This window comes from Virgibacillus sp. 7505 (genome assembly GCF_002272135.1).
In the GTDB taxonomy this organism is placed as follows: Bacteria; Bacillota; Bacilli; order Bacillales; family Amphibacillaceae; genus Terribacillus.
This window is the reverse complement of sequence record NZ_NPBF01000005.1, coordinates 168,649-192,277: the sequence shown is the minus strand read 5'-3', so window position 1 is coordinate 192,277 and position 23,629 is coordinate 168,649. Positions and strand designations below refer to the sequence as shown.

General features: G+C 43.0%; 25 protein-coding genes. 19 read left to right on the top strand and 6 right to left on the bottom strand.

Going from position 1 to position 23,629, the window contains the following annotated elements; genetic code table 11:
• Positions 1–240: 240 nt before the first annotated feature.
• From CHH91_RS02270 to CHH91_RS02255, 4 genes are read right to left on the bottom strand one after another with little or no spacing between them, the layout of a single operon-like run.
• Positions 241–537: a DUF4176 domain-containing protein gene (locus CHH91_RS02270; RefSeq protein WP_095221556.1), complete on the bottom strand. Its 297-nt coding sequence runs from the start codon at positions 535–537 to the stop codon at positions 241–243.
• Positions 538–548: 11 nt separating this feature from the next.
• Entirely contained in the window at positions 549–1,184 is a 636-nt protein-coding gene (locus CHH91_RS02265; protein ID WP_176465631.1) for a DUF443 family protein, read from the bottom strand.
• The gene (locus CHH91_RS02260; RefSeq protein WP_095221552.1) at positions 1,184–2,725 is read right to left on the bottom strand and encodes an LXG domain-containing protein; all 1,542 of its coding nucleotides are present in this window, start codon (positions 2,723–2,725) and stop codon (positions 1,184–1,186) included. Before CHH91_RS02260 ends, CHH91_RS02265 begins: the two co-directional genes overlap by 1 nt.
• A 20-nt stretch (positions 2,726–2,745) precedes the next feature.
• A complete protein-coding gene (locus tag CHH91_RS02255; protein WP_095221550.1) occupies positions 2,746–3,024 on the bottom strand; it encodes a YwqI/YxiC family protein in 279 nt (92 codons plus the stop codon).
• A gap of 533 nt (positions 3,025–3,557) precedes the next feature.
• Between CHH91_RS02255 and CHH91_RS02250 the strand changes: the two genes are divergently transcribed.
• From CHH91_RS02250 to CHH91_RS02205, 10 genes are all read left to right on the top strand, one after another.
• A complete protein-coding gene (locus tag CHH91_RS02250; RefSeq protein WP_176465630.1) occupies positions 3,558–3,974 on the top strand; it encodes a YwqH-like family protein in 417 nt (138 codons plus the stop codon).
• Positions 3,971–4,255, top strand: a complete 285-nt coding sequence (locus tag CHH91_RS02245; protein WP_095221547.1) for a YwqI/YxiC family protein — start codon at positions 3,971–3,973, stop codon at positions 4,253–4,255. The genes CHH91_RS02250 and CHH91_RS02245 overlap by 4 nt, the downstream gene beginning before the upstream one ends.
• A 13-nt stretch (positions 4,256–4,268) precedes the next feature.
• Positions 4,269–4,637 carry a hypothetical protein gene (locus CHH91_RS02240; protein WP_095221546.1) on the top strand — a complete coding sequence of 123 codons (369 nt, stop codon included), beginning with the start codon at positions 4,269–4,271 and terminating at the stop codon, positions 4,635–4,637.
• 250 nt (positions 4,638–4,887) lie between these two features.
• A complete protein-coding gene (locus CHH91_RS02235; RefSeq protein WP_095221544.1) occupies positions 4,888–5,289 on the top strand; it encodes a chorismate synthase in 402 nt (133 codons plus the stop codon).
• A gap of 3 nt (positions 5,290–5,292) precedes the next feature.
• Complete coding sequence (locus CHH91_RS02230; RefSeq protein WP_095221542.1) at positions 5,293–5,595, top strand: WXG100 family type VII secretion target; 303 nt, start codon at positions 5,293–5,295, stop codon at positions 5,593–5,595.
• On the top strand, positions 5,592–6,299 hold the full coding sequence (locus CHH91_RS02225; RefSeq protein ID WP_095221540.1) for a DUF5081 family protein: 708 nt from the start codon (positions 5,592–5,594) through the stop codon (positions 6,297–6,299). The genes CHH91_RS02230 and CHH91_RS02225 overlap by 4 nt, the downstream gene beginning before the upstream one ends.
• Complete coding sequence (locus CHH91_RS02220) at positions 6,300–6,608, top strand: hypothetical protein (RefSeq protein WP_095221538.1); 309 nt, start codon at positions 6,300–6,302, stop codon at positions 6,606–6,608.
• Positions 6,609–6,611: 3 nt separating this feature from the next.
• Complete coding sequence (locus tag CHH91_RS21145; protein ID WP_286160665.1) at positions 6,612–8,465, top strand: hypothetical protein; 1,854 nt, start codon at positions 6,612–6,614, stop codon at positions 8,463–8,465.
• 14 nt (positions 8,466–8,479) lie between these two features.
• Positions 8,480–8,992, top strand: coding sequence for an Imm6 family immunity protein (locus CHH91_RS02210; RefSeq protein ID WP_095221536.1), 513 nt, complete (start codon positions 8,480–8,482; stop codon positions 8,990–8,992).
• Between the two features lie 278 nt (positions 8,993–9,270).
• Entirely contained in the window at positions 9,271–9,915 is a 645-nt protein-coding gene (locus CHH91_RS02205) for a Bax inhibitor-1/YccA family protein (RefSeq protein ID WP_483372380.1), read from the top strand.
• 21 nt (positions 9,916–9,936) lie between these two features.
• Here CHH91_RS02205 and CHH91_RS02200 read toward each other — a convergent pair whose 3' ends face one another.
• Complete coding sequence (locus CHH91_RS02200; RefSeq protein ID WP_095221534.1) at positions 9,937–10,968, bottom strand: hypothetical protein; 1,032 nt, start codon at positions 10,966–10,968, stop codon at positions 9,937–9,939.
• 140 nt (positions 10,969–11,108) lie between these two features.
• Positions 11,109–12,002, bottom strand: coding sequence for a fructose bisphosphate aldolase (locus CHH91_RS02195; RefSeq protein ID WP_095221532.1), 894 nt, complete (start codon positions 12,000–12,002; stop codon positions 11,109–11,111).
• A gap of 266 nt (positions 12,003–12,268) precedes the next feature.
• Here CHH91_RS02195 and CHH91_RS02190 point away from each other — a divergent pair, with 266 nt between their 5' ends.
• The 9 genes from CHH91_RS02190 (at position 12,269) to CHH91_RS02150 (ending at position 23,621) form a co-directional block, all read left to right on the top strand.
• Positions 12,269–14,014 (top strand): cache domain-containing sensor histidine kinase, encoded by a 1,746-nt coding sequence (locus tag CHH91_RS02190; RefSeq protein ID WP_176465629.1) that lies wholly within the window; start codon positions 12,269–12,271, stop codon positions 14,012–14,014.
• Positions 13,992–15,158, top strand: coding sequence for a response regulator (locus tag CHH91_RS02185; RefSeq protein WP_095221528.1), 1,167 nt, complete (start codon positions 13,992–13,994; stop codon positions 15,156–15,158). The genes CHH91_RS02190 and CHH91_RS02185 overlap by 23 nt, the downstream gene beginning before the upstream one ends.
• Positions 15,159–15,163: 5 nt before the next feature.
• Complete coding sequence (locus CHH91_RS02180) at positions 15,164–16,429, top strand: ABC transporter substrate-binding protein (RefSeq protein WP_095221526.1); 1,266 nt, start codon at positions 15,164–15,166, stop codon at positions 16,427–16,429.
• A gap of 175 nt (positions 16,430–16,604) precedes the next feature.
• On the top strand, positions 16,605–18,074 hold the full coding sequence (locus CHH91_RS02175; RefSeq protein WP_095221524.1) for a glycoside hydrolase family 68 protein: 1,470 nt from the start codon (positions 16,605–16,607) through the stop codon (positions 18,072–18,074).
• A gap of 109 nt (positions 18,075–18,183) precedes the next feature.
• Entirely contained in the window at positions 18,184–19,719 is a 1,536-nt protein-coding gene (locus tag CHH91_RS02170; RefSeq protein ID WP_095221522.1) for a glycoside hydrolase family 32 protein, read from the top strand.
• Between the two features lie 211 nt (positions 19,720–19,930).
• Complete coding sequence (locus tag CHH91_RS02165; RefSeq protein WP_095221520.1) at positions 19,931–21,151, top strand: NRAMP family divalent metal transporter; 1,221 nt, start codon at positions 19,931–19,933, stop codon at positions 21,149–21,151.
• A 21-nt stretch (positions 21,152–21,172) separates the two neighbouring features.
• The gene (pxpB, locus tag CHH91_RS02160) at positions 21,173–21,895 is read left to right on the top strand and encodes a 5-oxoprolinase subunit PxpB (RefSeq protein WP_095221518.1); all 723 of its coding nucleotides are present in this window, start codon (positions 21,173–21,175) and stop codon (positions 21,893–21,895) included.
• Between the two features lie 12 nt (positions 21,896–21,907).
• The gene (locus CHH91_RS02155) at positions 21,908–22,681 is read left to right on the top strand and encodes a LamB/YcsF family protein (RefSeq protein ID WP_095221516.1); all 774 of its coding nucleotides are present in this window, start codon (positions 21,908–21,910) and stop codon (positions 22,679–22,681) included.
• Entirely contained in the window at positions 22,674–23,621 is a 948-nt protein-coding gene (locus tag CHH91_RS02150) for a 5-oxoprolinase subunit C family protein (RefSeq protein ID WP_095221514.1), read from the top strand. The genes CHH91_RS02155 and CHH91_RS02150 overlap by 8 nt, the downstream gene beginning before the upstream one ends.
• Positions 23,622–23,629 lie beyond the last annotated feature (8 nt).

The following is a 23,629-nucleotide window of genomic DNA, read 5'->3' as shown; positions in this document are numbered from 1 at the left end:
GTATCCATTTATATTGATCTCAACTCCACTCTAGAATTGCTAAAAAAAGATAATTCTAGTTCCTCTTATTTAAGAATCATATTATATCCATGGTCTAGTCCTAATCACCCAAGAGTTCCCTCTGATTTTTTCGCTTTTTTCATATTTCTGTTAGAAAGTTAATAAAAGTATTCCGAAAGAATAGAGTAATAAATTAAAGCATCAAGATTTAAGAGGAAATCTTGATGCTTTGTCTAATATTTATTTCAATGGACCGCTAACAACGCCTTTTTGAATTTCGTTCTCCTCAAGCCATTGCTTATATAAGGAATGGAATCGGTCTTCGTCACTATCTTTAAATCCTTCAAATATTACTTCATCAATGTTCTCTTCATTAAAGTAGAGGACACTATCAGCAACAAGCCCCTGAGGGTAAACACAAGCTGAGTAATCAAACATTTTTTGTTCTCCGTCCAGCTCAATTATAGGTCCGCGGTTTAAAATCATTAGTTTACTTGTTCCTTCATTTAGGTAGACGATTGAACCTATAGGTAGCATTTAGACTCCCCCTATTTTTTAATATAGTAGTTTCCATGGTCTATGGTCAGTCCATTTACCATGAAGAATATTAATACCATTATTAATCCACAAATTAAAATGAACAAATTACCTTCTACTACAAACGCAGACAAAAATAAGACAGATAGAAATAAGGAAAACAAGTAAACAAAAGAACTTCTTATAATATGTTTGAAATTTGGTTTACTAATTCTTATTTGCTCTTTGGGTAGATCGGTATAATCAATAACTAATCTAAGGCGTTTTTTTTGATTACTTAAAAATGAAATAAAAAATATAACTATTAAAGTGAGAGATATCACAGCTATCACTAGATTAATTAGCAATGATCCACCTAGTCCTGTTCGATCAACTAATGGGAGGAGAGAACCAGATAAAGATATCGCTATTCCTCCCCCTATCATGCCATATTGAACACCTTTACCCGGGTTGCCTTTATGTGAGGAAATAAGATTAAATGCAGTTTGACTATCAATCTTATAACCTGGATTACGGAGTATCCAAAAAAGATAGGGTAATAGTCTCATCCAGAGATGAGCTCCTGTGTCTATTAGAAAATATTCTTTATCAATAGTTAGTATTCTGTATCTTAAATTACCCTTGACTCTTTTAATCTCTCCATACATTAATTTCCCCATCCCCAATTCATTGGATTTAAAGATTCAACACCATCTTTAATAGCTTCTCCTACTTTACCTGCTGTATCTTTAACTGAGTCTATCGTGTCATCTATTGCGTTTCCTACCTTATCTAGACCATCTTGAATTCCAAAGACATTGTTGTCGTATAGCCAATTAAAGCCAGTAGAGATTACAGCTCCCGCTGCGACTGTTCCTAAAATAGCCCAGCCTCCTGGGTTTGTGAGAGCTAAGCCTATCATAAAACTAGAACCTAATCCTACGCCTAAGGAAGCAACGTTGTGAGAAACAGCCTCTCCGAAAGTCTTGTTCTTGGTCATATCGTCGTAAACTCCATATGCAGCACTTAAGTAAGGCACTGATTTCCCTATAATCTTACTTCCTTTAATTAAGATATCCCCGCTTTGGTACCACTTTTGAGTACTTTTATATACATCAGAGTCGTACATTAGGAAAGTGTTTGGAACTGCCGGTCCTTTAATCGCACTTTTTTCACGAATATAACGAACTATTCTCTTAGTTTCAAATCCCAGTTGTTGAAGAGTGTAATGGAAAGAATCCTTGACAGTATCTTGAAGAATTTTACCCTTGTTATTAACAATATACTCCCAGAAAGACTCCTTTGCATTTTCATTTGTTTTGTTTTTATTTGCTTGAGTTTTAGAGGACGTTATTGTTGTTAGTATATCAAGGTATTTTTTACGTGTAATCTTTCCTTGCTTTAAATCCTTGTAAGCATGTCCTAATATAACTGTACTACTTTCATCCATCCCTTTCTCCGCATTTTTCGTTGCAGCAGCAATCGCAGCCATAGGAAGATACTCAATATTATCCTCCGTGATTTCAATATTTCCATTTCCATAACTTTGCTGAATGACATTCTTATAAGCATCTATATCCTGCAGGGATGCGGTATCAAAGTCAGTGATCGATATAGAACCACTGCTTAATCCGGTGGTCATTTCGGATAGATACTTTTTCATTTTATCCAGATCACTTTGTGTTTCCTGCAGCTTTGATGCGTGTTTGCTGTCGAGTTCGCTAAGATCCTTAATGACATCATCTATCTGACGTTTGCCGTCTTCAATACTTGTTTCAAAATCGGAATAACTGATTTTTGTTACGTATGTAATATCCGACACGCCGGATAATACGGAATTGATGTTCTCGGAGACACTGGCAACCTTGGATTTAGCTTGATCAAGTCCAGGGTGCAGCTCGTCGTTTAGAAAACCTTCACTTATATAACCCTGGTGGTTGGGTTCGAAGGATTGGACGTCGCTCTTCATCTTATCCAGTCTGTCTTTGTAATTTTCCATGGATTGAAGCAGGAAGGTGATGAATGGGGTATGGATTTCGTTGTAAAAAGATCGGATAGCCTTGCCTGTTTCTCCTTTTAGAGCTTCTTCTAAGCTATAAAGATTCCTCACTTTTTGCTGCAGGTTTGATAGCTGTTCGGAAAGTGCGTCTAGATCTATCTTGGACGTTTCTGTACCTTTGTGAATTTCCTTGACCGCGAACTCTTTCAACGTACTTCCTCCTCAGTTGTTTATTTTAAAGCAATGTTATCGCCAAGTTCTCGATCCAGTTCGACTAGCTCCTGTACTGCTGTTTCTGTAGCTGCTACGTTATCTTGAAACAGCGAAATGAACTGACCGAGAAGGTCTTCATATTCTTGCTTAATTTCGTTGTACACATCACTCATGCGTATGCCTTTATTACCGTCCATCGTTTCGCCGAGCTGTTTTTGCAATGCTTGCAGGGCATCGCTCATTTCTTGGATGCCTTTTTGAGCCTCGGCTTGGTTAATTTGAATTTCTCCGCTCATGGAAGGGCTCCTTTCCATAAAAACTGTTATTTTCACCCTAACGAATTCAATTTCCAATTTGTAGAGTATTAAGTACCTTTTTCCTTGGGTATTTTCTCATCGTGTCTAGGGAAATAGTTATATTTGCTCGTATCAGTGCTTTTCACGCTATCTGAATACCCGTTTTGTTGGATTTATATGCCAAATAATTACATAATTTTGATTTAAATGGTTTTGGATGGGGAAATGGTGAGTAACCATAATTCCGGCTACTAATCATATGTCCTGACTTTATACTTCAGTTATGGAGGAGGAACAATGGATGAAATTTTTAAGAGAGTTTGTAATAGATACCCTCGCCGATAGATTCAAGCTGCGTCGAAGCTAGGTGCGAGCTGTCTCCTATTATAAATTCACAACCTTTTTACCAGTACAATTCGGTCGTATTTTGGAAAAACAAGGCAGAAGTCTTACAGATTTTTTTCTGGGAATCCTTTACTGTAGTAGTGATGAAGTTTTGTACGGTGTGATGCAAAGCAAGGAGGATGATTGGAATGTCTTTAGCTTCCATAGATAGTCAAATCCGCAGTATGAATAGTTCAATCAATGGGTTGCGTGGGCAAGTGCTCCAAAAGCAAGAAGAAGTACAGCGCCTTGAACGTGCGATTTCGGAAATCTCAGGTCTGCAAGGAGATTATGAAGAAAGCAGGAAGTATTGGCAGGATATCGATTTGACAGCGCAGACATGGAAGGGAGAGCTTGCAGATAAATTTGATGCTTTCCGTAATGGAGAGCTGTCGGCTAGCTTTAAAGATGTGGCTCAAAATGAGGTGCAGCGAGTTCTGGAAGCGTTAGAGCAGGCGAAGGGCATGCTTATTGCGGAGATCGATTCATGTCAGATGCAGATGGCGACAAAACAAAATTCATTAGAACGACTTCGCGCAGATAGGAAGAAGGAGCTGCAGTCATGAGTGAAATCAGATTAAAAGCAGATCATGTTCAGCAGAAATTGACGAATCTCCAAAACTCCCTGACTGATTTCCAATCTGGAAAACTAGATAGAGGCAGCGGCCGGGAGATGCTTGATGTCCAGGCGAAAATCAATGATATCAATGTATCGCTGAATAGTCTTATAAAAGAATATCAGCAGATGGCTCTGCAGCATGTAGAGGCAAGCCAAGATGCTGTGCATTCCCTCGAGAAGTTCGAACAGACAGTGGCTAAAGCTATTGATGCTTTTACAATAGGATAGGAGTGATCACTGCATGGCGATTCATGTGAAACGTAATACAGGTATGATGGGTGGATTAGCTAGGGTTGCTTTATACGTGGATGGGCAGCATACTGCAAAACTCGGCAATGATGAGGATACGATTATCAGCCTTGATGATGAGGCTGTAAAGCTGAAGGCCAAGCAGTGGTTCTTTGGCAGTAAGGAACTGGAGGTAGTTGACGAGGCTAATGTGGAGGTAAGAATCAATATGACTGCATTGCTTCTTTTTATAGCTGCCATGGTCTGCTTGATCATAGGTGTCATGATTGCACCAATAGTGGCTGCAGTGGCTGTTGTGCTCTTTTTTGTCTGTATTATTTATGGTTCGAAAAATTGGTTCCAATTAATAAAAGTAAAATAATAGAATATGAATCTGCTTGTGATGTTTAAACGTAGATAACTTATGCCAGTGAGTACCTTTGAAGTACATATGCACTGGCTTTTGTTATTTAATTGGATGTTTGTATCTTTTTTCCTGTATTACTTCAATCTCTGTATAACAAAAGACTTGAATCTGCATGTTCCTGGTTAGTAGCTTTGACGCATTTTGAGAGAAGGTCGTTGATACAGGTGCGATTCATAATAGAATGAATGAAGTTAAGTGGATATAAATGTATTTTATTGATTGGCTGAAACCTCAGAATTTGAATCCAGAGGCAGAAAGGGCTGATAAAATGGCTTTTCTATGGTTCAAGACAGATACGGAAGCAAAAAGAGACGACTACCTCAAGTTGTATAACGAATTGGAAGAAGCAAAGGCAGAACATGACAAGCTGGTAAGCGAAGCGGAGTCTTATTTTTCTTCCTATAAAGGTAGTGTGCCGTGTATGGCAGAGGATGCTATTCCGAGTAATGACTTCATACCGGCACAGGAGCGGCTTGATAAAAAACTGACGGATTACTTGGATAACGAGAAGGAATATCGCAGTAAGCTCGTTACGGCGAGTGATCGGGCATACGAACGATATCTTCATTATAAGAGTAAGGCAATGGAAGAAGCGAAGGAGGACTAAGCCATGGCGAAGGATGTGATCATCAATCAAGCTGAATTGGAAACAGCCAAATCATCTGCAGCAAAGCTGAAGGAATCACTTGATAATACGTATGCACAAGGAGAAGCCCTTCTTTCACTCGTGCAAGGATCCAACTGGGAAGGAAAGTCACGTGACAGCTTCCTTGCTTACTTGGAGCTGCTGCTTCAATATCATGCTGATCTTAAGGATGCCGCCTCTTTGCAGAAGAAAGCGCTGGATAATATAGAGAACTACCAATCTGATTTCCAAAACCATAATTTGGTGAAGGAAGTGAGGAGCCTATGACACAGCCAGATAGGGATACCTTTCATGTGACCGAGCTCTATTTACTCGCTGCGGCGTTTGATGCGGAGGCTTTATTTGGCCTGCCGGATAAAAAGATCTATCAGCTGCAGGGAGAAGAACCTTGGAGTAGGGCGCATAAACGCTTGATTCAGAAAGGCATTTTCACAGAGGAAGGCAAGCTGACGAAATCGGGTGCTGTGATTATTAAAACGTTGTATGAATACTTCTTCAGCCAAAAATATGTGCGGATCAATAACCTTATGTTCGCGTTTCGGGAGAAGCAAGCGGAAGAAGTGATCATTCTTGTGGAGACAGCGGAGAAGGAGTACAAACTCTATGTGATGGCCAAGCCGCTTGTACTGAAATTGCTTAGCGAGAAAGTACCGCTTCTGAATCGTGAACCTGCCGAAGAAGAAAAATATTTCCTGCGGCGAGAGCTGCCGGCTGAGGAAAGGGCAGCGATCAACGAGCTTGGTGTAACGAATGATATCGCAAATATAGAACTTTTCCATCCCCGGGTGAAGCCGCAGGTCGCAAGCAACCCGGACCATTATCAGCAATGGCTTGTCCTCTCGGAACATGACAAGCTGATTATGATTGATACGACCGAGAAGCGGTACTATCATGCAAGTCAATATTGGTTTATGAAGGTATTATTTGATGCATTGGACTTCCCATATCGACAGAAAGAGGGGGTAAGATAGATGGCGGCTAGTGGGAAAATCACGATTGATCCGATAGAAATCACAGATATGTATAAGCAGCTCACGGCTATTATGGAAGATCTGCAGTCGAATGCCGTGCCTGCAATCGAGACTATAAAAAACACGAAATTTTATCAAGAAGGAAAAGCGATGGAAGCAATTGAAGCTTATCCTGAAGCGAATGATAAATTCATGGAATTGCAGGATCACTATGCACGCATCTCCTCCTTGGTAATTGAAACGCTGAACACGATGATCGAGACAGATGAAGCAATTGCCCTGAAAATCATCGATGCATTGGAGGTGTAAAATGTGGATGTAAAATACCGAAGCAGCCAATGGGATAAGACGAAAGATAGTCTGCGTAACTTGATTGGCCTGGGTGTCTGGGGCAAAGGCATGATCGATACGATGAAAGACATCACAGACAACTTGGACGAAGCAAGCGAAAAGGTGGCAAAGTATGATTCCGACGGAGTTGTCTCGTTCTCTTATACAAGCGATAAAGATAAATACCAGCGATTGTTCGAGGACTTTAAAGTCCTGGAGGATTACAGTGGAAGTGTCGGCGATATAGTAGAAGATACAATCGATCAGCCCTTTTATGAAGATATCGACGCATTTGTCCAAAAAGTGCGAGATTCTTCCATCTCCAACTACACGACCTCGAACCATATAGGTGCAACGGAGACAATACCTATCTCTTATTATGGTTCCTATCAAGAATACGAAACAGAGAAAACAGAAATCACCATCGATGATATACTGAGCGGAGACAATTATTATGCTGATCAAATCAAGGCTTCTTTTGAGGAATGGAAAGTACAGAACCCGGATGAAGACATCAGCTACGAAGATTATCGCACTGCTGCCGTTAATACGCGAGCTTTTGAATATGAATCGATTGAGGACGGGCAGTTTACAAAGGAATTTTGGGTGAATATAGCAGCACTCGTCTTCATTGTTGGCGTAACCGTTGTATGTCCGCCAGCTGGTGCTGTATTAGGAGCTGCTTATGCGACGGTGGAAATGGGAAGTGCTATTTCTGGTCAGGACTGGGCTTCCGGAAGAGAGCTAGACACTTCGGAACGATGGACGAGGGGTTTACTTGCGCCGCTTGATGTTCTGCCTATAGGGAATGCGGTGACCAGCTTTGGTGGTGCAGCACGGACGACAAGCAGAGTGATTGACGTAGGGCAGTCAGCGAGCAAAGTGAATAGAACCAATACGGCGGTACAGCAAGCTGACAATGTTATTGAACTGAAAATACCTGCAGATAGACTGGCGGGAACATCTAATGTGGATAGTGCCGCTGGTCAAGCGGATAATGTTGTTAGTTTAGCTGATTATGCTAATAGACAGACGGCTAATAGACTTCGCAATAGTCAATGGGCTGTTAAGGAACAGGATAAAGTTCAGGAGCTGCAGATGGCTGCTGGTGCAGAGCACTTGTCAGTACGGAATAATATTACGGGTAATGTGGGTCCAGTTATGAGCAAGAATGGAACGGGTAATACAAGTGTTGGATCCTTCCAAGGTTCCAGTCAAGTAATTAACAATGCTAATGCAAGTATTGGGTCGGAGATTAAACAATCTGTAGTGCCTCCGGGAGTTATAGGGAAATCAGAACTAGAGCACTTACGTAAGAAATGGGGCGTTCCAGAAACCCAGACTATTGCTGTAGGAAAAACAGATGTAAAAGGGTTAGAAGACTTAACATTTGAAGGTGGATCACCGAAAGTAAGGAAAGAGGCGGGCTTATCTACACTAGATGAAGTATTCCCTGAACGTGAAATTAGAGCACCTTATAGCAGGTCTGTAAGAGGGCATGCGCAGTTCATGGATCACGCAGAAGAAGGTACTATTGCAGAATTTGAATCAGCGGTGAAGAAATCCGGAATGTCTCCCGAAGAAGTTGTGGGTACGCTTTTTATCCATCAATCTAATCCAAATGGAGTTTGTAATAAATGTACGAAGGGCCTGTTTGATGAAGTTGATTATGATAAGAGGGGAATATTCAAGCAACTAACTGACACATATCCTAACCTTAGAATAAAAGTCACTACAGAAATTGATTCTAATTTACCAAATCCAAGAGATACATTATCATTTGAAGTGATAAATGGTCTAACGGAAAATGTTGTTAAAATAAGAAAAAGCAATTAGGAGAGTGTATTGTTATGGACTTGATTAATAGATTGAATGATGATGCAAAGGTTGCTTTGGGCTTAGTGGTTGCAGAAAAAATGTACGGAGCAGTGACAATCGATGAGCCTGGTTATAAAGTTGGAAGGAGTGCTCTAGATAGTTGTTGGGAATGGCTGGAAGGCAGAAATGTAACTGCTGAGGATTTATATAATTATATTGATAGTGAAGATTATATGGATGTAGCAGAATTTGCGAGTGAAGAAGAGAGCGAGCAAAAGCAATATGCTTGGTATACTGTGTTAGACGCTGTTTCATATACAATTTATCAAGCTTATAAAAAAGAGAAAATCAAATATGTTCCGCAAGCAATAGAAATTGTCGATGACGAAACCTTGAAAATATTAATAGAGAATGCAAATGAGTCAGGTTTATTTAATGTCGATCATATTAAAGAGGCTCAAAGGTTCTTATTAGAAAATCATTCATTTAATACGGAGACAAGCAAGGGTGATCCCATAAGAAAAGAACTTGTCATGATAGATTGATTGAGGGTACCATAATAAGAAACCTTATCCTTAGATGCTTAGGCTATCCCAAGGTATTTTTGTGAATTGCAATTAACCCTGATTTAGAGAATTTCTTAATCAGGGTTTTCATTTGTTCTAAATTGTAGTCTCTAAGACAATCAAAATGTCTTTAAGAATGCCAAGTCAGTTAAAAGGCATTTCTCTAGTCCATAATTCTAAATAAATTTGTGAAGAAAGTGAAACATTTGCTGACGAGTTGCGTATACAACCTAACAATATCTTTAGAAACTGGAGAGATGAACTTGGAATATGCAATATCCAATCAAAAGACAATCATGCAGAAGGTGCTGCAGACGTTCTTGATGACGCTGCTGTTGGCGACGCTTGGAATCTATGCTGGCCATTTTGTGCCGCCTGTGCTTATTCTGCCATTAATCGTAATTGAATTAGGTATGATAATTGCTGCCTTCTGGCTTAGAAGGAAAAAAGCTGTCAGCTATACGTTCATTTATATATTTGCCGTGATTTCAGGAATTACGACTTACCCGGCAGTAGCTTATTATGCTTCCATCGGTGGAGCCAATATTGTCCTGTATGCTTTCGCGACAACGTTTGTCATCTTTGGCGTAATGGCGCTGGTAGGGGTTAAATCAAAAAAAGATTTTTCCTTCCTTGGCGGATTCTTGTTTGTGGCCTTGATTGCGCTGATTGTAACAGGTTTGATCGGAATATTTGTTCCGTATAGTGATGCTACAATGCTCGCTTTCTCAGGTATCGGTTCTGTTGTATTCTCACTCTATATTCTGTATGATTTTAATCAAATGGCTAGAGACCATGTTACAGAAGAAATGATTCCTCTCATGGCATTGAATCTGTACTTGGACTTTATCAACTTGTTCATGAACTTACTTCGATTCTTAGGAATCATGTCTAAGGACTAATAATTAAAAATGCCAGAAGCTCTAAGAGCTTCTGGCATTTTTGCGCTTTGCTTTCTTTTTCTGGGATTTCACATATCTTCTTTTGTTTTTCATAATCAATTTGTGCTTTCTTCGATCTCGTTTGCTTTGTTCCCTGGATTTCTTTTTCCTTCTTCTTCTGAGCTTCCAAGAGCCGTAGCTAAAGTTACTGAATATATATCGCGGTATTAAAGATAAAATCAAGGTAAGAAGAATGGTGATGACTTCCAGCACTAACTTGGTAGAATAAAAGAATATGTCTGATAGGGAAAATCCCTTTGTATGGACGCGATAAGGATTATCTTCCGGAAAGCTGATTTCTACAGTTGTCGTGCTGTTATTATAAACGCTTGGTCTGACTTCCTTCGTCATATGAATCGTATTGCCATCTGCGTCCTCATACTGCATTGAAAGATGATAATAATTGGTTTCATGCCGCCCAGTATTAATATCTGCATCTGATGCTGTTACAATTGCTTCGGTTTCGTGCTGTGTACCAGTATAAGATTGGACAGCATTAAAAACCATTTTTCCTATGGAAGAGTATCCGTATATCAAAATAGCAGCAAGAAAACCATAAAGCAGTAGCTGCAAGGTAACTCCAATAGGCCAGCCTAGCCATCCCCATCCTTTCACGCGGCGAGTGCGAGCAATGAGAAAGCTAATATAATGGCTAGGACCGATAGCATAAAGTGTGATGAATAGAATAGATTTATATATTTCGGATCGATATGCTTTATTGTCGGAGGAGTCTTCCTTCGTGATTTCAATCGTGTCACCATCATCCAGCTGTTCAAATTCGTCTCGCGTTACTTCCGACCATGTCTCATCAGCTTCCAGCACAGCATAAAATTCCAGATTGCCATAAAGATCACTGGAAATTCTCTTACCCTTTGTCGTTACGGACTCTGTCTCTTCCTGATGTGTACTAACCAGGGTGTACAGTGATGCGGCTTCAACAGTGATACCAATAATACCTGCTATGGATAAGGCGCCTAAGATAAGATGAACCATTATTTTTTTTGTTTTCTTCATTTTCAACTCCTAATTGCGCTGACGTTAATTTCCAATTTATGTACCGGACTTAGTTTAAGCAAAAGGAGCTAACCAGTCAACGTGGAAGTATATTTGCTGGAAATAAAAAGCGCCGGAGAGCCATATTCTCCGGCGTTTAGTTATTTCTTATTTACAGAAGCGTCATAAATCGTATCCACAGCATCCTTCAATGCTGCATCAAATTCTTCCTGAGCCTGACCTGCGTTTAGCTCTGCTGCCAAAGCGCGGGAGAAGCTGGCGATTACGCCTTCGTTTTCTTTCAGCTTTTCGTTTGCTTCGTCGCGGGAGTAGCCGCCGGATAAAGCAACGACGCGGACAACGCGTGGATGCTCGGTGAGTTCTTTATATAGATTTGCTTTCGTTGGGATGGAAAGCTTGAGCATGACATTTTCTTCTTCGGACAAATCGTTTAGATGGCGGAAGATTTCATCCCGAAGGATTTCCTCGCATTTCTCTTTATCCTCGCTGTGAATATTCACTTCTGGTTCTATGATTGGAACGATACCAGCTGCGATGATACTTTTGCCGATTTCGAATTGCTGGTCGACGACCGCTTTGATGCCGCTGACGTTAGGCTCTTTGATGACCGAACGCATTTTTGTTCCGAAAATATGTCGTTCGGATGCGCGGCCGAGTGTTTCGTTCAGGTTATCGATCGGTTTCATCAGCTGAACGCCGTCTTTTTCCTCTGCCAAACCTTTATCGACTTTCAAGAATGGCACAATCCCTTTTTCTTCCCAAAGGTAATCAGCTGTGTACTTGCCTTCGATTTCCCGATCCATCGTCTGTTCGAATAGGATAGCACCTAGAATCTTGTCTTTGTTGAATGCAGGGGATGTGATGATACGTGTGCGCATGTCGTGGACGAGCTTGAACATCTCGTCTTCGTTTGAATAAGCATCTTCGGATACGCCGTATTCTGCCAATGCTTTCGGTGTGCTGCCGCCGCTTTGATCCAATGCTGCGATGAAGCCTTTGCCGTTTTTGATGATGTCGAATTGCTTTTCGTTCATATCTGCCACTCCTTTAATTCGTTTTATAGCTGAAAAAATGCTCCATGTTCACTGTTCCCTTTTATCCAGTGTTTTAACATTAAATGTTTGATAAGGTTTCCATTTCGGGATGTCCAGGCTGTGGAAGCGTATATGCGGGAGTGAAAACGATGTTTCGCTGTTTATCGGGACCTTTGAGTATAACTTAAGTTGGATTGACGGCTGATTGGGCATGTTATAGGGTAAGTTTGACTATTTCAACGGACGGTATGGAAGGAAGGGCATTCATGAGCATTAGGACTCGGTTATTCATCATGCTGCTCTTATTCATCATTCTGCCTTATTTTCTCTTTGTGATTTTTATTTATGAGAATAGCAAATCGAGTATTGAGGAGCGGGATTTGGCAAGGAGCCGAGAGGAATTAAATGAGAGCGGGGCAGATTTGGAACAGTACGCAGAGGAGATGGTCCGGCTCCCTTACAGCTTGTTCAATATGCCAGAGGTCCAGCAGGTACTGGAGAATGGCATGCTGGCAGAGACGACAGAGCATGTGCGAGCTTTTGAAAATAGTGTGGAGACATATGCGGCGACACGACCGGATATCCGGCAGCTGCGGTTTTATTTTCAACAAGATCAGCAGTCTTTGACGGTTTATCAATCAAATGTCGGCGCTCCAAAGCCTGCTCCGGATTATATGGAGCACTCACCTTTTAGAGAGATGAACGATTCGAAGGCAGCTTACATGCTGGAAACTCCTCATGTCCTCGAGAACGAAGACAAAGTAGCGATCGTTCCGGAATCGGACAATACAATCGTGCTGCCGATCCAGCATAGGATAACAGACGTACTGAGTGGAGAATTTCTAGGATTCCTGACGACTGATATAGAAGTATCATCTTTCTCGCGGCTGCTTGAGGCTGTTACAAGAGAAACAGGGACGCAGGTTTTGCTTGTAAATGGAAAGGAAGAGATCGTCTACAGTAAAGATTTTAAACAGATTGGCACAAATATGGACGAGTCTCAATTAGCAGCGGAGGGAGGAAATATCGTCCTTCGGGAGGAGCTGGGCAAGCCCTTGGCTGGCTGGCAGCTGATCAAGGTTACATCAAAGGATGAGCTGTTCCGTGATGCGAGGGAGACGGCCTGGACGAATGTCGTATTAGGCATCGGCGTTGTCCTATTGGGGACCATACTGGTTCTGGTCGTTTCCCGTGTGTTTACAAAACCGATTATTACTCTAAGTGAGAAGGTGCGATCCATAGAAGGCGGTCAGATGAACGTCCAGCTAAAAACAGAGCGTAAGGATGAAATTGGCCACCTGTCTGCACATATGCAGGAGATGCTGAATCGAATCGATTCTCATATCGCACGTGAATATAAGCTTGAGCTGGAGGCGAGGGAGAGTCAGCTTAGAATGCTCAAATCACAGGTGAATCCGCATTTCCTCTTTAATGCATTGCAATCCATCGGAGCTGTTGCCCTGCGGTCAGATGACCGGGAAGTGTACAAGCTGCTCGTATCCTTATCCAAAATGATGCGGTATGCTTTGCAGGCCGATCAGCTCGTACCTGTGCGGGAGGAGCTTGGTTATATTGACTCCTATATCACATTGCAAAAAGAACGTTTTGGAGCAGATTTGCCAATCGCTATTCAAGTGGAGAAAAGCATACAGGAATACAGAATACCGAGCATGCTGCTGCAGCCGCTTGTTGAAAATTATTTTAAGCATAGCTATGAAACTATGCGGGACAAAAGCAGCTTTATCCTAAAGGGAATGGAAAGAGACGGATTGCTGGTGTTCAGCGCAGCTAGCTACGGTGCAACAGTGAGTGCCGATGAGATTCGTCTGCTGCGCGAGGGAGTTGCTGGCGGAACAGGGCTGCAAAATATCGCGGAGCGTATCCAGCTCCATCATGGCGATAAGGCAGCGTTTCAAATTGATAATATGAACGGAAAAGGGTTTGAGGTCACGATTTGTATTCCGGCACAGGAGCAGGGAGGTCAGAAGCATGAAGGCGTTACTCGTGGATGATGAAAGAAATGGGCGTGAGGTACTGCGTGCGCTTGGTGAGTGGGAGCAGAATGGAATAACTGTTCTTTTGGAAGCAAGTGACGGGGAAGAGGCGCTTGAGCTTATTGAATCGGAGCAGCCGGAGATCATTTTCACTGATATCAAGATGCCGCGTATGAACGGCATTGAACTGATGGAGCAGTTGCATGCTGCTGACTACCGAGGGAAGTGCATTCTTGTAACTGGTTATGATGACTACCAGTTCATGCGAAAAGCTATTCAATTCAACAGCTATGATTATTTGCTGAAGCCAATCGATCCGGATGCTTTTACTAAGGTGCTGGAGAACGTGACGCAAGCCATTGTCGCTGAAAAGCAGTCTTTGGAGAACGAAGCAGAGGTTCTCGGGGATGCGAGGAGGCTGCTTTTGGAGCAGCAGGTTTCGGCATTGTGTATAGGAGAGCTGAAGGATTTCTCCATCTTACAAAATGTTTTGCCGCAGGAAGAAAAGATCGATCTTACGTTGCTGTCTTTTTATCATATGCATCAGCCGGACCAAGTAATGGGAGCTCTGACGAGTGAACTGCATCGATATGCAATTGGTGATGTATTCCGTTTCCAGATAGAAGATAACTTGTACGTTGTTTTGTCTGCGGCTGATCAGTGGCTGCAGATAGAGAATTGGCTGCGTCAGCATTTGGATATACCCGTACGGCTTGTACAAAAGACGCTGCGTTCTCTGGCAGAGATTTCTTCTGTATTCGAGCAGCTTACAGTAGAGCTGGCGGAGCATCGTTATCGCACCATCAGGAGACTCGAAGAACTGGAAAGTGAACAGCGCGGCCAAGATATCGTTGCTTATGTACAGAGCTACTACATGGAGGATGTAAGCCTGGAGCGATTATCAAAGCTCTTCTTCCTGTCAAAGGAGCATATTTCACGTAAATTCAAGCAAGAGACCGGGATGACATTGTCCCGGTATGTGACAGATTGCCGTATGAAGCAGGCGAAGCAATGGCTGGAGACAACCGACAAAACGATGTATGACATAGCCAGGCTGCTTGGCTATCAAGATGAAGTCTATTTCTCGAAGCTATTCAAAAAGGAAACAGGATTAACCCCGACTGCTTATAGAACTGAGCATAATGAGCAGGAGGAAAGATAATAATTATGAAAAAGAAACTGTTATACGGACTTTTTGCTATCCCTTTACTGCTGCTTTCCGCCAGCAATATGCCACCGGAAAAAGAGAAGAAGCAAGCAGAAGAAACAGTCAGCCTTACAATTCGTAATCCAAAAGTGGAGGTTGCTTCCGAGTTCGAGGACATGGTTGGCATGTATGAAAAGACGCATCCCCATGTTCATATCCAGGTAGAAACTGTGGGTGGTATTTCGGATGATTTCTCTGATTTGAAAACACAAATGGCAGTAGGAGAAGGTCCGGATATCTTCACCAATGTCGGCTATACTGCTACAAAAGAGTGGATGCACTACTTGGAGGACTTGAGCGGGGAATCGTGGGTATCGGATGCTCGGGATGGTACACTCGATCCCATTACTGAGGGTGGAAAGGTGTATGGCATGCCGATGAATATTGAAGGATTCGGCATTATTTATAATAAGGCGTTATTCGAGAAAGCGGGTATCAACGAGCTTCCTGATACGTATACAGAGCTTGAGAAAGCAGCGTCCCAGCTAAAAAAGGCAGGTGTGACACCTTTTGCCAATGGCTATTACGAGGAATGGAAGCTTGGGCATCATTTAACAAGTTTAGCTTTCTCAGAGCTATCTGATCCCGAAGCGTTTATGTCGGAACTTGCAGAAGGTAAGGCAAGCTTCACGGATAATGACAGCTTTCATAATATGCTGCGTTTTCTGGATCTGACACTTGCTTACGGAAAACCGCATGCGGCAACGACAGATTATTACGCTGAGATGGAAGCTTTCCAAAAAGGAGAGGCAGCCATGATTGTGCAGGGCAATTGGGTGGAACCTCTACTGGCAAAACAAGCGCCGGATCTGGATGCAGGAATGTTTCCGATACCACTTGATGACGGAGGGGATGCGCAGCTGGTGACTGGTGTACCTAGTTATTGGGTCGTCAATAAGCAATCCGGGGCAGCTGAGAAAAGGGAGGCGAAGCGATTCCTGAAATGGATGGCAGAATCTGGAGAAGGGCATGCATATCAAACAGAACATCTTCGCTTCATTTCTGCATTCCGCACTGTTCAGCCGCCTGAAACCGGCTTGAGCGGAGATGCGTGGAGACAATATGATCAGCAGGAGCGACGGAACTTTAATTGGTCCTCCTATTCGCCTTTTATGAAGGATGCCTTTGGCCGAATCCTGAAACAATACGTGAATGAAGAGATGTCGAAGCGGGATGCACTGCAGGACCTGGATCATGCATGGCGCCAAAATGCTTCCTCTCACTAGTGTAGAAGTCCCTTATCAGGAGGGACTTTTTGTATGGATATCAAATTTAGACAAAAATAAGATCAAGATAAGCCATCCCGGTTTTTGTTTTACTGTCCTATACTGAGCTCGTAAGTCAGGTTTGCCAAGGCTTGTCTTACACGGGATTAGCAATCATACATAGGAGGAATACGGGATGAAATTTCGGAAACGGGCGTTAAAAGCAAGTATCGTTTCACTGAGTGCAGCGTTGATGCTGGGAAGCAGTCTGATAGTTGCTTCTGCGAACAATGAGGGTGGAAATGTGAAGCCGTACAAAGAAACGTATGGTACCTCACAAATCACACGTCAGGACATGAAGGAAATGATCGGGCAGCACGGGGACGAACGGTATACTGTTCCTAGCTTTGATGCTTCTTCTATCAAAAATATCGAGTCGGCTACAAAGATCGATGAAAATGGTAATGAAATCAAAATGGATGTCTGGGATACATGGCCGCTCCAAAACCCAGACGGTACGGTTGCGGATTACAATGGATACCAAATTGTTTTCGGGCTAGCTGGTGATCCGAAAGATGCAAGTGATACATTCATTTACATGTTCTATAAAAAATCAGGCGATGATTCGGCTGATGCATGGAAGAATGCCGGTCGTGTATTTGATGACAATGATAAATTCAATGGTGATAAAATACTTGCTGGTCAGCAGGAGGAATGGTCTGGCTCTGCTGCCTTCATCGATGGCGAGATCCGCTTGTTCTATACAAACCGCGGCGGCTTTGATGAAAGCCAAGGCATCTTTGGTAAACAAACTTTGACAACTGCGCAGGTGAACGTGTCTGAAAAGGATACAAGCAGCTTGCAAGTTGATGGCGTGGAAGACTATAAGTCCATTTATGATGGCGGCAACGGAAAGACATATGAGAATGTGAATAAAGCATTTGAAGACCGTAATTTTGCAAACAACCACACATTGCGTGATCCGCATTACATTGAAGATAAAGGTAAGAAGTACTTAGTATTTGAAGCTAATACTGGTACAGAGTTCGGCTACTCTGGCGAAGAATCCCTTTATAATCGTGCATACTACGGCAATGGTATGAAGTTCTTCCGTGAAGAATTCAATCAGCTGCAAAACAGCGATAAGAAGTCCACAGCGGAACTGGCTAATGGTGCAATCGGTATTGTAGAGATCAATGATGATTACACATTGAAAAAAGAAATGAAGCCGCTCATCGTTTCCAATACGGTTACAGATGAGATCGAGCGTCCAAACATCTTCAAGAAAGATGGCAAGTTCTACTTGTTCACAAGTACGCGTGGTGCCAAAATGACAATCGATGGCATCGACGATGAGGACATCTATATGCTTGGTTATGTATCGAATAGCTTAACTGGCCCATATAAGCCAATGAACAAATCAGGTATCGTCCTGCATCAGGACTTGGATCCGAATGATTTGACTTGGACATATGCACATTATGTGATTCCGCAAAAGAAATCGGATGACTTCGTCGTAACGAGCTACATGACGAACCGCGGTTTCTTCCAGGATCATAAATCTACATTCGCGCCTTCGTTCCTTCTGGATATCGACGGTAAACGCTCTTCCGTTGTGGAAGATGGTATCCTGGAGCAAGGGCAAATCACGTACGAAGAGGAATAAATCAGAATCAGAAAAGGAAATGTCAGCAATATGGCATTTCCTTTTCCTTCATTTCAAATAAAAGTGTGGTGACGATATGTTTAATGGATTTTCGAAAAAGAGGTGGACGATGCTTGGCGTGCTGATTTTACTTGTTGCTGCGGTGGTCGCAGCCTTTGTGCTAATCAACGAGAAAAAAACTCATAATCAAAGTCCAGGCAAGGCGCAAACTATCTCATATCGTCCTGTCTTCCATTTCAGCTCACCTGATAAATGGAAGAATGATCCGCAGCAGCCGATTTATTATCAAGGCAAGTACCACTATTATTATCTCTACAATAAAGATTACCCCGAAGGCAACGGCACCGAATGGCGGCACGCGACATCAGAAGATTTAGTTCATTGGGAGGATCATGGAGTCGCGATTCCAAAATATACAACGGAAAACGGTGATCCGTGGACAGGATCTGTCGTCCGCGATAAGCACAATACAGCCGGTTTTGGTGAGGATGCACTAATTGCGATCATGACCCAGCCGACAGGAGAGACCGGGCAGCAGGAACAGTATCTCTGGTACAGCACAGATGGAGGAAATACTTTTAAGCAGGAGAGCGAGGAACCGGTTCTTGCCAATCCGGGTACGCAGGATTTCCGTGATCCCAAAGTGATATGGGATGAGGAAAAAAATAGCTGGATCATGCTTTTGGCAGAAGGGGATAAAATTGGATTTTATAAATCTGCTGACTTGAAAGCCTGGACATTCACTGGAGATTTTCAAACAGATGGAATTGGCGTACTCGAATGTCCGGATCTATTCCAGCTGCGCACACCGGATGGTACGGTTAAATATGTGCTAGGTATGAGTGCGAATGGAGAAGGGAAAGGTGACCCGAAAACCTATGCCTACTGGACTGGAGAGTTTGACGGGGCAGCTTTTACACCAGATGCAGAAAATCCAAGATGGCTTGATTATGGTTTTGACTGGTACGGCGGGGTAACCTTTGAAGACGGCATATCAGAAGATAAGCAAGAGAAGCGGTATGCGCTCGCATGGATGAATAACTGGTCGTATGCCGATCAAACACCAGCGATGAAATATGATGGATTCAATGGTACTGACTCCATTGTCAGGGAAATCACATTGCAGCAGGACCAGGATGGTTTTTATCTTGCTTCCCGACCGATCGCTAGCCTGGATCAGCATTTTCAATCATCGGAAACAGTTGAGAATATAAGTCTTCAAAATGAGACGCAAACCTTGGATGTTTCGGCGGAAACATACCAGTTGGATGCTGATATTTCGTGGACAGGGAGTCCGAACGTCGGGCTGCAGTTGCGGGGATCAAATGATCACTCCCGTCATCTCGATGTAGGCATCGCAGTCGCAGGAGGCTATTCATATGTGAATAGAAGCTACATTCCCAATCCTGATCAAACTGGAGACTATCAGGAAAGCAGGGCGCCATTTAATACAGATAAGAAGCACGTGCATGTCACAATTCTCGTAGATAAAACAAGTGTGGAAATGTTCGTTGATGATGGCAATGTGGTGCACAGTAATACAGTATTCCCTCATCCGCAGGATCAAGCGATAAGTTTGTATGCGGAAGATGGCAGTGCTAAGTTTGATAATATTTCTATAAAGAGGATAGATAAAACACAATAATTTACTTAAGGAAGGCCTTTTACGGGCCTTTTTTATATTGTGTGAAATGGCTTTTGATAGCTGATTTATCATGTGAGGTTATTTTACATCTTGTGTAAGCAAATATTTTCGAGTTATAATGATTATTGTTTATTAAATATTTGTGATAATGTATGGAAAGCAGTACATACTACAGATGATTTGAAAGAATCGTTACATAAGGGGGATTTACATGGCGTCAAAAGAAAAAGAATTACATCAGCAGCAGTCTTCCAAAGGAAAATGGGGCGTCCTCTTAGGAGCAGCATTCCTGATGGGTTCATCAGCAATCGGACCAGGGTTCCTGACTCAAACAGCTGTTTTCACTGATCAATTATTAGCAAGCTTCGGCTTTGTTATTCTTATGAGTATCATTTTGGATGTTGGTGTACAGATGAATATCTGGCGAATTATAGCCGTTTCCAGAATGCGCGGACAGGATATCGCGAATAAAGTATTACCAGGGTTAGGATACTTCCTTGCTTTTGCAGTGGCATTGGGAGGTCTTGCATTTAATATCGGGAACGTCGGTGGTGCAGGACTTGGTTTGAACGTATTATTCGGAATCGATACAATTATTGGTGCAATCATTACTGGTATTATCGCTATTGGTATATTCCTTTCCAAAGAAGCAGGAGCGGCAATGGATCAGATTGCGCGTATTCTTGGGTTGATCATGATTTTGCTGACATTGTACGTTGCATTCCGCAGTGAACCGCCAGTCGGAGAAGCTGTTTTGCGTACATTTGCTCCAGAACAAATTGATGTGTTTGCAATCATTACACTTGTTGGTGGTACTGTTGGCGGTTATATCACATTTGCAGGCGGTCACCGTCTTTTGGATGCTGGTATTTCCGGTAAAGAAAGTCTGCGTCAAGTAACACAAAGTTCTATTTCAGGTGTTTTGATTGCGTCAATCATGCGTATCTTCCTGTTCCTTGCTGTGCTTGGAGTCGTGGTGACAGGCTTTAAGTTGGATGCAAGTAACCCCGCTGCCTCTGTTTTCCAGGAAGCTGCTGGTACACTTGGATATAAAATGTTCGGTCTGATTTTATGGGCTGCGGGTATTACATCTGTAATTGGTGCGGCTTATACATCCGTTTCATTCCTGAAGACATTGTCCAAATGGGTTGCGAGGAATGAGAAGCTAGTTACAATTTTGTTCATTGTAGTATCAACAATCATCTTCTCCTTCATCGGCGAACCAGTGACATTGTTAGTTATCGCGGGTGCCATTAACGGGCTTATTTTGCCTATCGGGCTTGGTGTATTGTTAGTAGCGGCTTATAAGAAATCTATCGTCGGAGACTACAAACATCCGCTATGGCTTACGATCTTTGGTGGTATAGTGCTTTTAGCAACTACTTATTTGGCTGTTGTGACATTGATTAACCAAGCGCAGAAATTGTTCTAAATCGAGAAGGAGGTCCCAAAAATGAAGCTTACCTATCATCCGCTAGGAGATACGGGCATTCAGCTCGTTTTCGGGCAGACGATCTCAGAGGAAACAAATCAGAAAATCCGGTTGTTCGCGGAGCTGCTTAAGGCGGAACAGATTGAGGGAATTATTGAATGGGTACCAGCTTATACGACTTTATCCATCTTTTATCGTCCTGATAAGGTCCGCTACCAGGCGCTTCTGGAAAAATTGGAGCGTCTATATGAGAATATTCAAGGAGGAGCGGCCGAGGCTGCTTCTCTTGTTTATGAAATTCCTACCTACTATGGTGGGGAGGCAGGCCCTGATTTGAATTTCGTTGCGGATCATAACGGTCTGTCAGTAGAAGATGTCATCCGCATCCATTCGAGTCAGGATTATTTGATTTATATGATGGGATTTGTACCAGGCTTTCCGTACCTGGGCGGTATGTCAGAAGAAATTGCGACACCGCGCCGTTCGGATCCTCGACCGAAAATTGCAGCAGGCTCTGTAGGGATAGCTGGATCACAGACGGGCGTTTATCCACTGGAAACTCCGGGAGGCTGGCAGCTCATCGGTCAGACACCGTTGAAATTATATGATCCGGAAAGAGAGCAGCCGATTTTATTGACTTCCGGGTCTTATCTGCGGTTTGTCCCAATTTCGAAAGAAGAGTACGATTCAATTGCGGAAGCAGTTCGTCTTGGGGAATATAAGATTGTCAGTAAGGAAAAGTAAGGAGGGACTGGTATGAAGACGATTGATTTAAACAGTGATTTAGGGGAGAGTTTTGGCGCCTATACAATTGGTAATGACGAGGAAGTGTTGAAATACATATCATCTGCCAATATTGCATGCGGATTCCATGCAGGTGACCATAATGTCATGCTTGAAACGGTTAAGACAGCAGCCGAACTTGGTGTTGGAATCGGTGCTCATCCAGGCTTTCCCGACTTAGCCGGTTTTGGCCGTCGGGAAATGAAGCTGTCTCCGAAGGAAATCTATAACCTTGTTGTTTACCAGGTAGGCGCAATTCAAGGAGCAGCCAAGGCCTGTGGTACATATGTTCAGCATGTGAAGCCGCACGGAGCGCTATATAATATGGCATCGAAAGACTCCGCTATTGCAGAAGCAATTGCGACAGCAGTGCATGCGGTCGATTCGAAGTTAGTACTGTTTGGTTTGGCCGGAAGTGAACTAGTGCTTGCGGGAGAGAAAGCTGGACTTAACGTTGCGCAGGAGGTCTTTGCTGACAGGACGTATCAGGCAGATGGAACGCTGACACCCCGTTCTCAAGCAAATGCTATGATTCATGACGTGACAGTTGCGGTTGAACGTGTCATTCGTATGATTCAAGAAGGTAAAGTAACTGCCGTTGATGGAACGGATATTAGCATTCAAGCAGATACAATTTGTGTGCATGGAGATGAACCGGAAGCACTGCAATTCGTCCAGCAGCTTCGTGAAAGACTTCAAGCAGAACAAATCACGATTCAGAATTTCGGAGTCGAGCATCATGGGTAGAAAGCTGTTTCAAGTGATCAAGCCCGGACTGCTGACAACTTTTCAGGATCTCGGCCGTACTGGCTACCAGGAATATGGTGTAGTTGTATCAGGTGCGATGGATGATTTCTCGCTGCAAATTGCCAACCTGCTCGTTGGAAATAAACGTGACGAGGCAGGGCTCGAAGTAACAATGATGGGACCTGCACTCAAGGTGCTGGAGGATGCTGTCATTGCGATAACTGGCGGAAATCTGTCGCCAAGGGTGAATGGGCAGCCTGCGCCGATGTGGAAGAGTTTTGCCGTGAAAGAGGGCCAGCTAATCGAATTTGGTCAGCCATTAGAAGGGATTCGCTCTTATATCAGCGTGGCAGGCGGCTTTGACTTGCCGGCTGTAATGGGCAGCAACTCTACGTATCTGAAGGCAAAAATCGGCGGTCTGAACGGACGTGCTCTTGAGAAGGAAGACATTCTGTACGGTACTGATAATCCTCATGCAGTAACGGGGCGTTCCCTTCATTACGATGAAATACCTAAGTACGAGAAGGAAGTCACTGCAAGAGTCATCCTAGGGCCGCATCAAGATGCTTTCACAGATGAGGCTATCAAAACATTCCTATCATCGAGCTATGAAATCACTCCTCAGTCAGACCGTATGGGATATCGACTAAAAGGTCCGGAACTATCGCACAAAATAACTGCTGACATAATCTCGGAAGCTATCCCGCTTGGGGGAATTCAAGTGCCTGCCAACGGTCAGCCGATCATTCTGATGGCGGACCGGCAGACAACAGGAGGATACACACGGATAGCGACAGTAATATCCGCGGATATTCCGTTGTTAGCGCAAGCAGCACCGGGAGCGCACGTTCGCTTCAAAGAAGTCGGAATGGATGAAGCGCAGGATCTTTATTTCAAAAAACAAAAAATTGTAAGCGTACTTGAGAAGATAATTGTGTAAAAAAAGAA